This window comes from Pseudomonas sp. LBUM1649 (genome assembly GCF_059716155.1).
The window spans coordinates 2,252,176-2,265,499 of sequence record NZ_CP166807.1; the positions used below are offsets into that span (position 1 = coordinate 2,252,176).

At 57.1% G+C, this 13,324-nt stretch carries 17 protein-coding genes and 1 tRNA gene; 13 read left to right on the plus strand and 5 right to left on the minus strand.

Features of this window, described 5'->3' with window-relative positions; translation table 11 throughout:
* Positions 1-158: 158 nt before the first annotated feature.
* Positions 159-353, minus strand: coding sequence for a hypothetical protein (locus tag ACA058_RS10470; protein WP_497639015.1), 195 nt, complete (start codon positions 351-353; stop codon positions 159-161).
* Between the two features lie 134 nt (positions 354-487).
* On the opposite strand from ACA058_RS10470, the gene ACA058_RS10475 reads away from it, so the two are divergent.
* Together ACA058_RS10475 and ACA058_RS10480 are read left to right on the plus strand one after the other, a co-directional pair.
* On the plus strand, positions 488-793 hold the full coding sequence (locus tag ACA058_RS10475; RefSeq protein WP_497639909.1) for a hypothetical protein: 306 nt from the start codon (positions 488-490) through the stop codon (positions 791-793).
* Between the two features lie 168 nt (positions 794-961).
* Entirely contained in the window at positions 962-1,279 is a 318-nt protein-coding gene (locus ACA058_RS10480; RefSeq protein ID WP_497639016.1) for an I78 family peptidase inhibitor, read from the plus strand.
* Between the two features lie 71 nt (positions 1,280-1,350).
* On the opposite strand, the gene ACA058_RS10485 is transcribed toward ACA058_RS10480, so the two are convergent.
* Together ACA058_RS10485 and ACA058_RS10490 are read right to left on the minus strand one after the other, a co-directional pair.
* The gene (locus ACA058_RS10485) at positions 1,351-1,563 is read right to left on the minus strand and encodes a cold-shock protein (RefSeq protein WP_003179963.1); all 213 of its coding nucleotides are present in this window, start codon (positions 1,561-1,563) and stop codon (positions 1,351-1,353) included.
* Positions 1,564-1,855: 292 nt separating this feature from the next.
* The gene (locus ACA058_RS10490) at positions 1,856-2,155 is read right to left on the minus strand and encodes a hypothetical protein (RefSeq protein WP_497639017.1); all 300 of its coding nucleotides are present in this window, start codon (positions 2,153-2,155) and stop codon (positions 1,856-1,858) included.
* Between the two features lie 373 nt (positions 2,156-2,528).
* Here ACA058_RS10490 and thrS point away from each other — a divergent pair, with 373 nt between their 5' ends.
* From thrS to ACA058_RS10545, 11 genes are all read left to right on the plus strand, one after another.
* Positions 2,529-4,451 (plus strand): threonine--tRNA ligase, encoded by a 1,923-nt coding sequence (thrS, locus tag ACA058_RS10495; RefSeq protein WP_459730048.1) that lies wholly within the window; start codon positions 2,529-2,531, stop codon positions 4,449-4,451.
* Positions 4,451-5,002, plus strand: a complete 552-nt coding sequence (gene infC / locus ACA058_RS10500) for a translation initiation factor IF-3 (protein ID WP_176469887.1) — start codon at positions 4,451-4,453, stop codon at positions 5,000-5,002. The genes thrS and infC overlap by 1 nt, the downstream gene beginning before the upstream one ends.
* A 60-nt stretch (positions 5,003-5,062) precedes the next feature.
* Positions 5,063-5,257: a 50S ribosomal protein L35 gene (rpmI, locus tag ACA058_RS10505; RefSeq protein ID WP_002553160.1), complete on the plus strand. Its 195-nt coding sequence runs from the start codon at positions 5,063-5,065 to the stop codon at positions 5,255-5,257.
* A gap of 28 nt (positions 5,258-5,285) precedes the next feature.
* Positions 5,286-5,642, plus strand: a complete 357-nt coding sequence (rplT, locus tag ACA058_RS10510) for a 50S ribosomal protein L20 (RefSeq protein WP_007905879.1) — start codon at positions 5,286-5,288, stop codon at positions 5,640-5,642.
* Positions 5,643-5,751: 109 nt separating this feature from the next.
* Positions 5,752-6,768, plus strand: a complete 1,017-nt coding sequence (gene pheS / locus ACA058_RS10515) for a phenylalanine--tRNA ligase subunit alpha (RefSeq protein WP_007905876.1) — start codon at positions 5,752-5,754, stop codon at positions 6,766-6,768.
* Between the two features lie 26 nt (positions 6,769-6,794).
* Positions 6,795-9,176: a phenylalanine--tRNA ligase subunit beta gene (gene pheT / locus ACA058_RS10520; protein ID WP_497639018.1), complete on the plus strand. Its 2,382-nt coding sequence runs from the start codon at positions 6,795-6,797 to the stop codon at positions 9,174-9,176.
* 3 nt (positions 9,177-9,179) lie between these two features.
* Complete coding sequence (gene ihfA / locus ACA058_RS10525; RefSeq protein WP_002553164.1) at positions 9,180-9,482, plus strand: integration host factor subunit alpha; 303 nt, start codon at positions 9,180-9,182, stop codon at positions 9,480-9,482.
* Positions 9,463-9,819, plus strand: a complete 357-nt coding sequence (locus tag ACA058_RS10530; protein WP_003179985.1) for a MerR family transcriptional regulator — start codon at positions 9,463-9,465, stop codon at positions 9,817-9,819. The genes ihfA and ACA058_RS10530 overlap by 20 nt, the downstream gene beginning before the upstream one ends.
* Before the next feature lie 89 nt (positions 9,820-9,908).
* Positions 9,909-9,985, plus strand: a tRNA-Pro gene (locus ACA058_RS10535).
* Between the two features lie 302 nt (positions 9,986-10,287).
* On the plus strand, positions 10,288-10,464 hold the full coding sequence (locus ACA058_RS10540) for a helix-turn-helix transcriptional regulator (RefSeq protein WP_497639019.1): 177 nt from the start codon (positions 10,288-10,290) through the stop codon (positions 10,462-10,464).
* Between the two features lie 333 nt (positions 10,465-10,797).
* Entirely contained in the window at positions 10,798-11,745 is a 948-nt protein-coding gene (locus ACA058_RS10545) for a YagK/YfjJ domain-containing protein (RefSeq protein ID WP_497639021.1), read from the plus strand.
* Positions 11,746-12,142: 397 nt separating this feature from the next.
* Here ACA058_RS10545 and ACA058_RS10550 read toward each other — a convergent pair whose 3' ends face one another.
* Positions 12,143-12,721: a plasmid pRiA4b ORF-3 family protein gene (locus ACA058_RS10550; protein ID WP_497639022.1), complete on the minus strand. Its 579-nt coding sequence runs from the start codon at positions 12,719-12,721 to the stop codon at positions 12,143-12,145.
* Between the two features lie 246 nt (positions 12,722-12,967).
* Positions 12,968-13,297: a hypothetical protein gene (locus tag ACA058_RS10555; protein ID WP_497639910.1), complete on the minus strand. Its 330-nt coding sequence runs from the start codon at positions 13,295-13,297 to the stop codon at positions 12,968-12,970.
* Between the last annotated feature and the right edge of the window lie 27 nt (positions 13,298-13,324).

A 13,324-nucleotide genomic window follows, 5' to 3' on the forward strand; every position in this document is an offset into this window, starting at 1 on the left:
TGCTCGCGATGGACGTCAACGATAACGCGCCCTGTCTGGATGAACACGTTGTCTGGACATTCATCGCGAGCATGCTCGCTCCTACAGGGAAGCGAGTACATCCGCGAAACCAGGCTGCCTTCACGCCCTGAGGCTTTTCCACCCAGCCATAGAATCTCTCACTGCGAATGCCCGGCTCGCGAGTGCTTTTCGAAAATCTGGTCGATGAAAGAGCGTGCCGCTTCTGTACCCAGATCCTTGACCAGCAGGTCAATGCCGATGATGGCCAGCTCTTCCGGGCTGCCGGGGCTGTAAGAAATATGGCCATCTGGCCACTTGATCTTGATGTCGGCGTCGATGCTCACGGTGGTCATGTCAGGGCTCGGGAGTCAGGGAAAATTGTGAGTGTCGAGTTAATCACTTTACAGCGCTTTTGGCACTGCGACTTAGGCATGAGCGCAGGGCTATGCGACACTTGGTCTTTGATGGCTATTTCAAGGACCGCGCTGTGCAGATCGATTTGAATACTCCCGACGGCTTGACCCTTGAAGCGGTGCGTCAGTTGTTGGCTGCAGCCAGCGACGATGAACACACGCAATTGCGGGTGACCAAGGGCGGCATCGCCTATATTTCATCGGGGGTCGTGGGTGGCACCGATATCGACGGCTTGCTGTTTCGCCTGGAAACCTGGGCCAAGGGCTCCGGTTATGTCGGGCGGGTGGCGGCCAGTGACGAAGTCTGGGTCATGCAGATCTACAATGCGTTGAAGCAGAACTGGCCAAGACCGGCTTTTGACTACATCGACGTCTACTGAGTGCCGTTCATATTCAGTCACGATTGAAAGATGAAGGGCAGGGCGCTGCTCAGGCAAACTTGCCGTTTGTCCGTCGTGAAGGGCGAGGGTGCCTGGGTCCCCTGTGAAACCAAGCGCCGGATTGGCGGTCGCAAGAATTCAGCTAAATCATCGAAATAAGGAGGCGTCATGCCTTGGAAGCTCGCGTCATTGGGTACTGTGCTGGCTGCTGCCATGCTGGCCGGTTGCAGCACGGCCACCACCGAGCCGACTGACCCAGCCACTACCACTGAGTCAGGTCATAGCCGTTGCGAGGCCAAAGCGGCCGAATTTACCATCGGCAAGCAGGCGTCGCCGCAACTGCTGGAGCAGGCTCGCACGCGTGCAGGCGCACAAAACGCACGGTTCCTGCAGCCTAACGACATGGTGACGCTGGAGTACCGCTCGGACCGCCTGAATCTCAATACCGATGCCAATCGGGTCGTCACCCGCGTCAACTGCGGCTGATCAATCAGGCTTTTGTATCGGCCATAAAAAACCCCGTCACATGGACGGGGTTTTTTTAGTGCGCCTGGAAATTACTCTGGGCGAACTTGAGCAGCTTGCATACCCTTTTGGCCTTTCTCAGCCACGAAGGAAACAGTCTGGCCTTCTTTCAGGCTTTTGAAACCGTCGCTTTCGATAGCTTTGAAGTGTACGAACAGGTCGTCACCGCCACCTTGAGGAGTGATGAAGCCGAAGCCTTTTTCATCGTTGAACCATTTAACGGTGCCGGTTTGGCGATTAGACATGGTGTATCTCCAAGAAACATATATTTTCAGTAGTACTGTGTTGCTCAGGCCAACTGGGCACACCCGAGTATCATAGTCGAAATGTTCGCTTTGGGAGCCCCCCACAGCGGTTGTTTGCCCTACAGTCGCACATTCTTTGTTGGCTGGTGGGGCTGAAAGCCCCGGTTTCAAAGGCTTTCAGTCCAAAGTAAAGGTGAGAAAAAAACCTGTAAAACCTGCGTAATTTGTAGGAAAAAGCGTTTTTCAGAGGTTTTTCACCGGCCGAAAACGCTTTTGCAGCGCGTTTACCGGCTTATTTTTTTGCCGGAGGGGCCTTGCACTTGGCTATCTGGCCCAGTGCCTGTTGTTTCAGGGCATCGCTGGCCTGGTTGTCCATCAGCGCCTGCAGATCCTTGGCCGGGTACGATTTGATCGCGTCGGCCCCGCACGCGCAGTGGGATTTTGCCGCGTTGGCGCCGATCTGTGGCGTGGCGGCCTGGGTGCACTGCGCCATGTACTTCTCGCGTTCACCCTTCGGCCAATCGGCGTGGGCGGCCAGCGGAATCAGCAGGACGATGGGTGCGACTACAGCGAATAAACGATTCAGACGCATGCCGGGATGCTCCTTATGGGGAATGTCTTGTTATCTGAGGGGTAAAACGCGGTTCAAGTTCAGCACTCTGGCACAAAAACGCCAGATTCGCCCCGGCAGAAAGTCTCCACGCCGCCACGACCGTTCATCTGTGCTAGCATGCCTGGCTCGGGCGTTCGCGGGCGCCGGTCGACCTTCAGTCCCGGCCGCGGCAGATGCCCGAATAACCCTGATTTGAATCCCAGTCACTCTGGTTCGATTTTCCGGTTGGCCGCAAGGCTCCTGCCGCTGTAAGGCAGGCGTTCGTCATTGAATGGCTTGGATCGGATCTTGTACTGGCTCATCCCAACCCACGTGACCTTTGGTAGGGGTCACCACTAGGAGAGGAGGCGCCATGCCAACTATTACTCTTCCCGACGGCAGTCAACGTTCATTCGATCACCCGGTTTCCGTAGCCGAGGTCGCCGCATCCATTGGTGCCGGCCTGGCCAAGGCCACTGTAGCGGGCAAGGTCGATGGCAAGCTGGTCGACGCCAGCGACACCATCAGCAGCGACGCCACGCTGCAAATCATCACGCCAAAGGATGAAGAGGGGCTGGAGATCATTCGCCACTCTTGCGCCCACCTGGTCGGTCACGCGGTCAAGCAACTGTACCCGACGGCCAAGATGGTCATCGGTCCGGTCATTGACGAAGGCTTCTATTACGACATCGCCTTCGAGCGTCCTTTCACCCCGGACGACCTGGCCGCCATCGAACAGCGCATGCAGCAGCTGATCGAAAAAGATTACGACGTGATCAAGAAAGTCACTCCGCGCGCCGAAGTGATCGAAGTGTTCAAGGCTCGCGGCGAAGACTACAAGTTGCGCCTGGTCGAGGACATGCCGAACGAGCAGGCCATGGGCCTGTACTATCACGAAGAATACGTCGACATGTGCCGCGGTCCGCACGTGCCGAACACGCGTTTCCTAAAATCCTTCAAGCTGACCAAGTTGTCCGGCGCCTACTGGCGTGGCGATGCCAAGAACGAGCAATTGCAGCGCGTCTACGGCACCGCATGGGCCGACAAGAAACAGCTGGCGGCCTACATCCAGCGCATCGAAGAAGCCGAAAAGCGCGATCACCGCAAGATCGGCAAGCGCCTGGGCCTGTTCCACACCCAGGAAGAGTCGCCGGGCATGGTGTTCTGGCACCCGAACGGCTGGACCCTGTACCAGGTGCTCGAACAGTACATGCGCAAGGTTCAGCGCGACAATGGTTACCTGGAGATCAAGACGCCTCAGGTCGTTGACCGCAGCCTGTGGGAGAAATCCGGGCACTGGGCCAACTACGCCGACAATATGTTCACCACCCAGTCGGAAAACCGCGACTACGCCATCAAGCCGATGAACTGCCCTTGCCACGTGCAGGTGTTCAACCAGGGCCTGAAAAGCTACCGCGAACTGCCGATGCGCCTGGCCGAATTCGGTGCCTGCCACCGTAACGAGCCGTCGGGTGCACTGCACGGCATCATGCGCGTGCGCGCGTTCACTCAGGACGACGCCCACATCTTCTGCACCGAAGAGCAGATGCAGGCCGAGTCCGCGGCATTCATCAAGCTGACCATGGACGTCTACGCCGATTTCGGCTTTAAAGACGTCGAAATGAAGCTGTCCACTCGTCCGGAAAAACGCGTGGGTTCCGACGAGCTGTGGGATCGCGCCGAAGCCGCCTTGGCTGCAGCCCTTGATAGTGCTGGCCTGCCGTACGATCTGCAACCGGGTGAGGGAGCGTTCTACGGTCCGAAGATCGAATTCTCGCTGAAAGATTGCCTTGGCCGTGTCTGGCAGTGTGGTACCCTGCAGCTCGATTTTAACCTGCCTGTCCGTCTGGGTGCCGAATTCGTCTCCGAAGACAACAGCCGCAAGCATCCGGTGATGTTGCACCGGGCGATCCTGGGCTCCTTCGAACGTTTCGTCGGAATCCTGATCGAGCACTACGAGGGTGCATTCCCTGCGTGGCTGGCCCCGACCCAGGCAGTGATCATGAATATCACTGACAAGCAGGCAGATTTTGCCGCCGAAGTGGAAAAAACTCTCAACGAAAGCGGGTTTCGTGCCAAGTCTGACTTGAGAAATGAAAAGATCGGCTTTAAAATCCGCGAGCATACGTTGCTCAAGGTTCCTTATCTCTTGGTTATCGGAGATCGGGAAGTCGAGATGCAGACTGTCGCTGTGCGTACTCGTGAAGGTGCTGACCTGGGCTCGATGCCCGTCGCCCAGTTCGCTGAGTTTCTCGCGCAAGCGGTTTCCCGGCGTGGTCGCCCAGATTCGGAGTAATTACTATTAAGCGTGAAATGAGACAAGATAAACGAGCTGCACCGAAAGCCCCGATCAACGAGAATATCTCGGCACGCGAGGTTCGGTTAATTGGGGCTGAAGGTGAACAGCTTGGGATTGTGTCAATTGAAGACGCGCTTCTTAAGGCTGAAGAGGCCAAGCTGGATCTGGTGGAGATTTCCGCCGATGCAGTACCCCCTGTTTGCAAACTGATGGACTACGGCAAATCGATCTTCGAGAAGAAGAAGCAGGTTGCCGCGGCCAAGAAAAACCAGAAGCAGATTCAGGTTAAAGAAATCAAGTTTCGTCCAGGGACGGAGGAAGGGGATTACCAGGTAAAACTGCGCAACCTGGTACGTTTCCTGAGTGATGGGGACAGGGCCAAGGTATCCTTGCGATTCCGCGGCCGTGAGATGGCCCACCAGGAGCTGGGGATGGAACTCCTCAAGCGAGTTGAAGGTGACTTGCTCGAGTACGGTTCGGTCGAACAGCATCCTAAGATGGAAGGACGCCAGCTGATCATGGTCATCGCCCCGAAAAAGAAGAAGTAATCAACAGGGCACGGCAGGCCTTCTGATTATGTTTATCAACTGAATGCGGAGTATCCGAACATGCCAAAAATGAAGACCAAAAGTGGTGCTGCTAAGCGGTTTCTGAAAACTGCTAACGGTATCAAGCACAAGCACGCTTTCAAGAGCCACATCCTGACTAAAATGTCGACCAAGCGTAAGCGTCAACTGCGCGGTAGCAGCTTGCTGCATCCGTCTGACGTGGCAAAAGTCGAGCGCATGCTGCGCCTTCGTTAATTTTAGTCAAGAATAGAGGAAGTAACTCATGGCTCGTGTAAAGCGTGGCGTCATTGCCCGTAAACGTCACAAAAAAATTCTGAAACTTGCTAAAGGCTACTACGGCGCTCGCTCGCGCGTATTCCGTGTTGCCAAGCAAGCGGTAATCAAGGCAGGCCAATACGCCTACCGTGACCGTCGTCAGAAAAAACGTCAGTTCCGCGCTCTGTGGATCGCTCGTATCAACGCTGGTGCTCGTATCAACGGTCTGTCCTACAGCCGTTTCATCGCCGGCCTGAAAAAAGCGTCCATCGAGATCGACCGTAAGGTTCTGGCTGATCTGGCAGTGAACGAAAAAGCGGCGTTTGCTGCGATTGTCGAGAAAGCTAAAGCCACCTTGGCTTAAGTACCCCCGACAGTCACCCGGCCTCACCTCTGTGGGGCCAGGTGTTAAACGTCATAAATAGGGGAAGAGCCTTCAAGCTCTTCCCCTATTTTGTATCTGGAGTCTGTACATGGAAAACCTGGATGCGCTCGTCTCTCAAGCACTAGAGGCTGTGCAAAGCGCTGAAGATATCAATGCCCTGGAGCAAATCCGGGTTCACTACCTTGGCAAGAAGGGCGAATTGACTCAGGTGATGAAGACCCTGGGGAATTTGCCGGCAGAAGAGCGTCCGCAAGTCGGCGCCCTGATCAACGTTGCCAAGGAGCGTGTCACAGAGGTTCTCAATGCCCGCAAGGCACTGTTTGAAGAGGCCGACCTGGCCGCCAAACTGTCTGCCGAGTCCATTGACGTGACCCTGCCTGGCCGCGGCCAGACCTCGGGTGGTCTGCATCCGGTTACTCGCACTCTGGAACGTATCGAACAGTTCTTCACCCATATCGGCTACGGCATTGCCGAGGGCCCTGAGGTCGAAGACGACTACCACAACTTCGAAGCGCTCAACATCCCAGGCCATCACCCGGCCCGGTCGATGCATGACACCTTCTATTTCAATGCCAACATGTTGCTGCGCACCCATACCTCGCCGGTACAGGTTCGCACCATGGAGTCAAAACAGCCGCCGATCCGCATCGTCTGCCCAGGCCGTGTGTACCGTAGCGACTCGGATATCACTCACTCGCCGATGTTCCACCAGGTCGAAGGCCTGCTGGTCGATCGCGACATCAATTTCGCCGACCTCAAGGGCACCATCGAAGAGTTCCTGCGGGTGTTCTTCGAAAAAGAACTGGCCGTGCGTTTCCGTCCTTCCTACTTCCCGTTCACCGAGCCATCGGCCGAAGTCGACATGGAATGCGTGATGTGCAGCGGTAAAGGCTGCCGCGTCTGCAAGCAGACCGGCTGGCTGGAAGTGATGGGCTGCGGCATGGTTCACCCGAACGTGCTGCGCATGTCCGGGATCGACCCGGAAGAGTTTTCGGGCTTCGCCTTCGGCATGGGCGTCGAGCGCCTGGCCATGCTGCGTTACGGCGTGAACGACTTGCGTCTGTTCTTCGACAACGACTTGCGGTTCCTCGCGCAATTTCGCTAGTCGTAACGAATTCTTAGGAGAGCAGGATGAAATTCAGTGAACAATGGCTGCGTGGCTGGGTAAGCCCGCAGGTAAGTCGCGACGAGCTGGTTGCCCGTCTGTCGATGGCCGGTCTTGAGGTCGATAGCGTTACGCCGGCCGCCGGCGAATTCACCGGCGTGATCGTCGGCGAGGTGTTGAGCACCGAGCAGCACCCGGACGCCGACAAGCTACGCGTTTGCCAGGTCAGCAATGGCTCGGAGACTTTCCAGGTTGTCTGCGGCGCGCCAAACGTGCGCCCGGGCCTGAAGATCCCGTTCGCCACCCTCGGTGCCGAGCTGCCGGGCGACTTCAAGATCAAGAAAGCCAAGCTGCGTGGCGTCGAGTCCAACGGCATGCTGTGCTCGCAAGCCGAGCTGCAAGTGGGCGAAGGCAACGATGGCCTGATGGAATTGCCGGCTGATGCGCCGGTAGGTCTGGACATTCGTGAATACCTGAGCCTGGACGATGCCAGCATCGAAGTCGACCTGACGCCGAACCGCGGTGACTGCCTGTCCCTGGCCGGCCTGGCCCGTGAAGTCGGTGCGCTGTATGCCACCGAAGTCACCCGCCCGGTCGTTGCTACCGTTCCAGCCGTGCACGATGAAGTGCGTTCGGTTGAAGTGCTGGCCCCTGCCGCCTGCCCGCGTTACCTGGGTCGCGTGATCCGTAACGTCGACCTGTCCAAGGCAACGCCGCTGTGGATGGTCGAGCGCCTGCGTCGTGCCGACGTGCGCAGCATCGACGCCGCCGTCGACATCACCAACTACGTGATGCTGGAGCTGGGTCAGCCGCTGCACGCCTTCGATCTCGCCGAAATCAATGGCGGCATCCGCGTGCGCATGGCCGAAGAAGGCGAGAAGCTGGTACTGCTCGACGGTCAGGAAGTCAGCCTGCGTAGCGATACGCTGGTGATCGCCGACCACACCCGTGCCCTGGCAATCGCTGGCGTCATGGGCGGCGAGCACAGCGGCGTCAACACCGCGACCACTCGCGATATCTTCCTGGAAAGCGCGTTCTTCGATCAGATCGCTGTCGCTGGCAAGGCCCGTTCCTATGGCCTGCACACCGACGCATCGCACCGCTACGAGCGCGGTGTGGACTGGCAACTGGCCCGTGAAGCCATGGAGCGCGCCACTGGCCTGCTGCTGGAAATCACCGGTGGCGAAGCCGGCCCGATCATCGAGACCGTCAGCGAACAGCACCTGCCGAAGATTGCACCGGTCACCCTGCGTGCCCAACGCATCACCCAGATGCTGGGCATGGAAATGGATTCGGCCGAAGTCGAGCGTCTGCTCAACGCTTTGGGCCTGACCGTTTCTGCCGATGGGGCAGGGCAGTGGCGCGTAGAAGTGCCAAGCCATCGCTTCGATATCAGCCTGGAAGTCGACCTGATCGAAGAGCTGGCTCGCCTGTATGGCTACAACCGCCTGCCGGTTCGTTACCCGCAAGCGCGTCTGGCGCCGCAAGCCAAGGCTGAAGCCCGTAGCGACCTGCCTGAGCTGCGTCGACTGCTGGTCGCCCGTGGTTACCAGGAAGCGATCACCTACAGTTTCATCGATCCGAAACAGTTCGAGCTGTTCAATCCAGGTGTCGAGCCGTTGTTGCTGGCCAACCCGATCTCGAACGACATGGCTGCCATGCGCTCGTCCTTGTGGCCAGGCCTGGTCAAGGCGCTTTCGCACAACCTGAACCGTCAGCAGGATCGCGTTCGTCTGTTCGAAAGCGGCCTGCGTTTCGTCGGCCAGCTCGAAGGCCTGAAGCAAGAGCCGATGCTGGCCGGTGTCGTGTGCGGCAGCCGCCTGCCGGAAGGCTGGGCGCAGGGTCGCGATACGGTCGACTTCTTCGACGTCAAGGCTGACGTGGAAGCGGTGTTGGGCTTTGCCGGTGCGCTGGACGCGTTCACTTTTGTGCCGGGCAAACACCCCGCGTTGCACCCGGGTCAAACCGCGCGCATCGAGCGAGAAGGTCGTCTGGTCGGTTTCGTTGGCGCCATCCACCCTGAGTTGTCGAAAACTCTGGGTCTTGATCGTCCAGTCTTCGTTTTCGAGCTGGTCCTGGCGGAAGTGGCATCGGGCAAAATGCCTAAATTCCACGAGTTGTCGCGTTTTCCTGAAGTGCGTCGTGACCTTGCACTGATTGCGCACAAAGACGTTGCCGCCGCGGCCGTACTGGACGTAATCCGTGAAAATGCAGGCGAATGGCTGACAGACCTCAGGCTATTTGACGTGTATCAGGGTAAAGGCATTGATCCTGATAGAAAAAGCCTTGCAGTTGGCTTGACCTGGCAGCATCCATCGCGCACTCTTAATGACGATGAGGTGAATTCCACGACGCAAAACATCCTCACCTCGCTCGAACAAAGGTTGGACGCCACGTTAAGGAAGTGACGTATGGGGGCTTTGACGAAAGCTGAGATGGCGGAACGTCTGTATGAAGAGCTGGGCCTGAACAAGCGGGAAGCCAAGGAATTGGTCGAACTGTTTTTCGAAGAAATCAGGCACGCTCTTGAAGATAACGAGCAGGTCAAATTGTCTGGTTTCGGCAATTTCGACCTTCGGGACAAACGCCAGCGGCCTGGCCGCAACCCGAAAACGGGGGAAGAAATCCCGATCACGGCTCGCCGTGTGGTCACCTTTCGTCCAGGGCAGAAGTTGAAGGCCCGAGTTGAGGCTTATGCTGGAACCAAGTCATAACGACGAGCTCCCCGTCATCCCGGGCAAACGCTACTTCACCATTGGTGAAGTCAGCGAGCTGTGTGCGGTAAAACCACACGTGCTGCGCTACTGGGAGCAGGAGTTTCCTCAACTCAACCCCGTCAAACGCCGCGGAAACCGCCGGTATTATCAGCGCCAGGACGTGCTGATGATCCGGCAGATCCGCGCGCTGCTGTACGATCAGGGGTTCACCATCGGCGGCGCACGCCTGCGTCTGTCCGGGGATGAAGCCAAAGATGACACCACCCAGTACAAACAGATGATTCGACAGATGATTGCCGAGCTCGAAGATGTACTGGTTGTCCTCAAGAAATAAATTCTCGCTTTTAAATACTTCCAGTTTTCAAAAGCTTGCGCTATATTCTTGAGCGTTCCTCGAGATGAGGAACAAGTAACACGCCTAGTCGGGGCGTAGCGCAGTCCGGTAGCGCACTAGCATGGGGTGCTAGGGGTCGAGTGTTCGAATCACTCCGTCCCGACCATATTTTTCAATGACTTAGCCCGGTTCCGAAAGGTCCGGGCTTTGTTGTTTCTGAGATTCGATCGTTTTGGTCACCGTTGGGTCACCGTTAACGAAAAGCTGGGAACCCTCTGTATGCCAGCTCATCGTGCTGAGATTTGCCAAAACTGATTAATCTTGGCGGTATTTCGGCACCAAAATGAAAAAGGGTACTGATGCCTCGTTAGCCCTAAACACCTTAATCTTCAGCCTCAGCCTAAACGCCGGTCCCATGTATCATGTGGTCCCTGCTTCGCCTTGCTCGTAAATTACAAAGGACACACGATGCCCTTGCTCAACTGGATCGGGGAGGAGACCTTCCCGAAGCCGTTCTCATTAGGTGACCGCTGCGTTGGTTGGGTTGAAAGCGAGGTGCATGAACGGATCCTGGCAAGGATCGAGGAGCGAGATCTGGCTGAGAGCGCTTCAGCCCGACCTGGCCGCCTGAGTATGGCCCGCTAGAAACCACCATTTGCGCCATGACCGGTTGGTAGCTGGTCATGGCGTTTATGCCGCTTGGGGGGCTGCATTCTCAGCTAACTCCCCCAGGATCCAAATGGGTCAATCTCTCGGTAGGCTTGGCAATGTTGCTCCCCATTGCCCTGCCTGACCGGGATCGTCCACCGTGGGCTGAGGTGCTTCTAGTTATATAGCTATTGACTATCAATCAATAATTCTTCAATAGGTTATCTAACTCAGCTACACATCATCTACAGCTCAGGCTAGCGATACGTCATCGGTTAAAAAGTACACAGCCCGTACCTGATATGCGAACAACCAATCAGGTACACCACCATGACCAAGCGCAATACCTACACCTACCTTTCCCAGTCAGACATCGCCATCCAAATCGAACGGCTAGTCCAGGCCATCGAGCAGCATGACAGCCCAGCCTTTCGGTTCAGGCAAACCCGTGCAGGTTATGAACGAGTTGAGGAGACCAGGCTCTCCAGGTATTTCACTCACATCCGGCAGATGATGGACTTGTTCGATGACCGGGTTGAATACCGCTACAGCGAGCACCTGCAAGCGTTTAGGGAGGCCTGTCAGGACATCGGATTGGAACGTCGTCCTACCGGTCCTGTCTGCTTGAATGAAGAGGGTACGGCCTGGCTAGACCATCAGCACAGCATGAACGTGCTGGTAGCACGGATCCGTCAGTTGACGCGTGAACTATGGTATCGCCGTAAGAAGGGTGACCGTCGTCGTCAGGCTAGGCAGCAGGAGGACCGTGTTTGTGATTATTCCGATGCTGTGGTTGAACGCTACTCGCGCACCAACATTATCAGGATCGATCTCTACTATCGTTCTGAAGCTCAGGTCAGGTTACGTGTCGAGCACGTGTTCGATGACTTGGATCAGCTGATTGCCGAACATAAGCGCAACCCGATCTTCGACCGCCTCACTGGTTACATCTGCGTGGTTGAGCAGGGTGAGGATCGGGGCTACCACATCCATGCGGCCTACTTCTTCAATGGCAACGAGGTGCGTGGAGACGTCTACAAGGCCCAACAGATTGGTGAGCTGTGGGAACGCATCACTCGGGGACAGGGCCACTTCAATAGCTGTAATCACGAAAAGGAGAAGTACGAAGACGAGTGTGGTATCGGCATCATTCAGCGGAACGATCGAGCGATCCGGTCCAGTGTTCATAAGGCGATGCGTTACCTGGTCAAGGACGCTCAACAGCTCCGGTTGAGACCCGAGGGGGCTCGAAGCGTACGGATGGGAATGCGTCGATAGTCGAGCATGACATGGACATGGATAGCATGCCTAAGTGCCGCATCCATCGTTTGGAGGGGGATCTGTCCGCTTTGTTTACATGCGAAAAGTGGACAGGTCGCAATGGCAAGGATGCCTCGCTATGGTCGAGCCATCACCTACCCGGAGGTTCGCCATGTTCACTTTGCTGATCTCGCCTCATGATGTCCTGATCCTTGTCTGTCAGGGCGCGGCCTTGCTCGGACTGGCCAGGCTGGCCTATGGCGGTGCAGTCCAGTGAGCGTTCGAAGCTCAGCGCCGGTCACAGTATCGACCCTACTAGTCACAGGGCTTCATCTTGGTCAGTCTGGCGGGCTGCGTTTGCTGGATTCGTTGGGGCGCCGCCAAAGGCATGGGCTGCTGCTGGTATCCCGCTGACTCAGCCCCACAGGTTGTTGCAGATTCGCTGCACGGCCGCATTGGCGGCTCGACGATCGAAGCGCTCTGGATCGAAGCAACCGCCGGCCCAGGCCAGCGCACTCTGGCCGTCCTCACTGGCAGGGTGCTTCAGGCTCTCCAGAAAATGCAGGTACCCCGGCACGCCGCCGACATCCTCCGGTGGGCAGGCTTGGGCGCCGTCTAGCACTTCACACCAGCTTCCAGTGACGTCGCAGGGTTCAACGACCTCTACGGCGATCACGTGCTGCCAGCTATCGCCGAAGTCGTACAGGTAGCGCAATCGGTCGCCCTCTTTCAGCAAGCGGCGTAGCTTGAACTTGCGATCATCCAGTGCTTCGTCTTCATCCATAAACTCCGCATCCAGTGGCATGTACCGGTTGAGCCCATCGCTGAACTCATGCAGATGACTGCTGTGCCAGCCCATGGCCGCCTGGATGAAGTGGTGCAGTTTACGCAGGGTGCAGTCGCCGCTGACGCGGATGCGCCGCCAGATCGGCGGATCGAGTTGCAGCGGCTCCAACTGGATATGCAGGGTGTAGAGCTGGGGGTGTGTGGCCATGTGTTTACCTTTGCTCAGTGATACAGCCACGGCTGCAGCTCATCCAGGTTGGTGACGACGATCTGCTGCGCTGTGGCCTTGGCATGTACCTTGGTCGGGTCGATCTGGTACCCAAACCATGCCAAGGGGTAGCGCCAACGTATGCCATTTGTTCGACGAGATGAGCCATGGATGTGATTCCTTTGGGTGCGTGCCGGCATAAATGCTGCGCTCGCGCAGCACTGGCCGAAGAATTTTGTAAGAGAATTAGGCTGGTAGGTTGAAGCGATGATTGCAGGCGAGGCAGAGGTTGTTGGCGAACACATGACGATCGAGTTTTTCTCCGAGCTGAGCACCGAGGGCGCAGCCTCCCACGCCTCCAGCAAGTCCGCCGAGGATGGCACCAGAGACTGTGCCTAGGGTGATGCTAAGCGGGCCGGCAATAGCGCCGACAGCAGCCCCCATCTGGCCTGCTGCCAGAGCGGCGCTCGCACCACGAGCGGCTCCGCCGACGGTTCCAACAGCTGCGCCAATCTTCATGGCTGTTTGTAACGATGCGATCTTGGGGGAGTTACACAGAGGACATTGCAATGACATGGTTCTGAGTTCCATGGGGTGGATGTC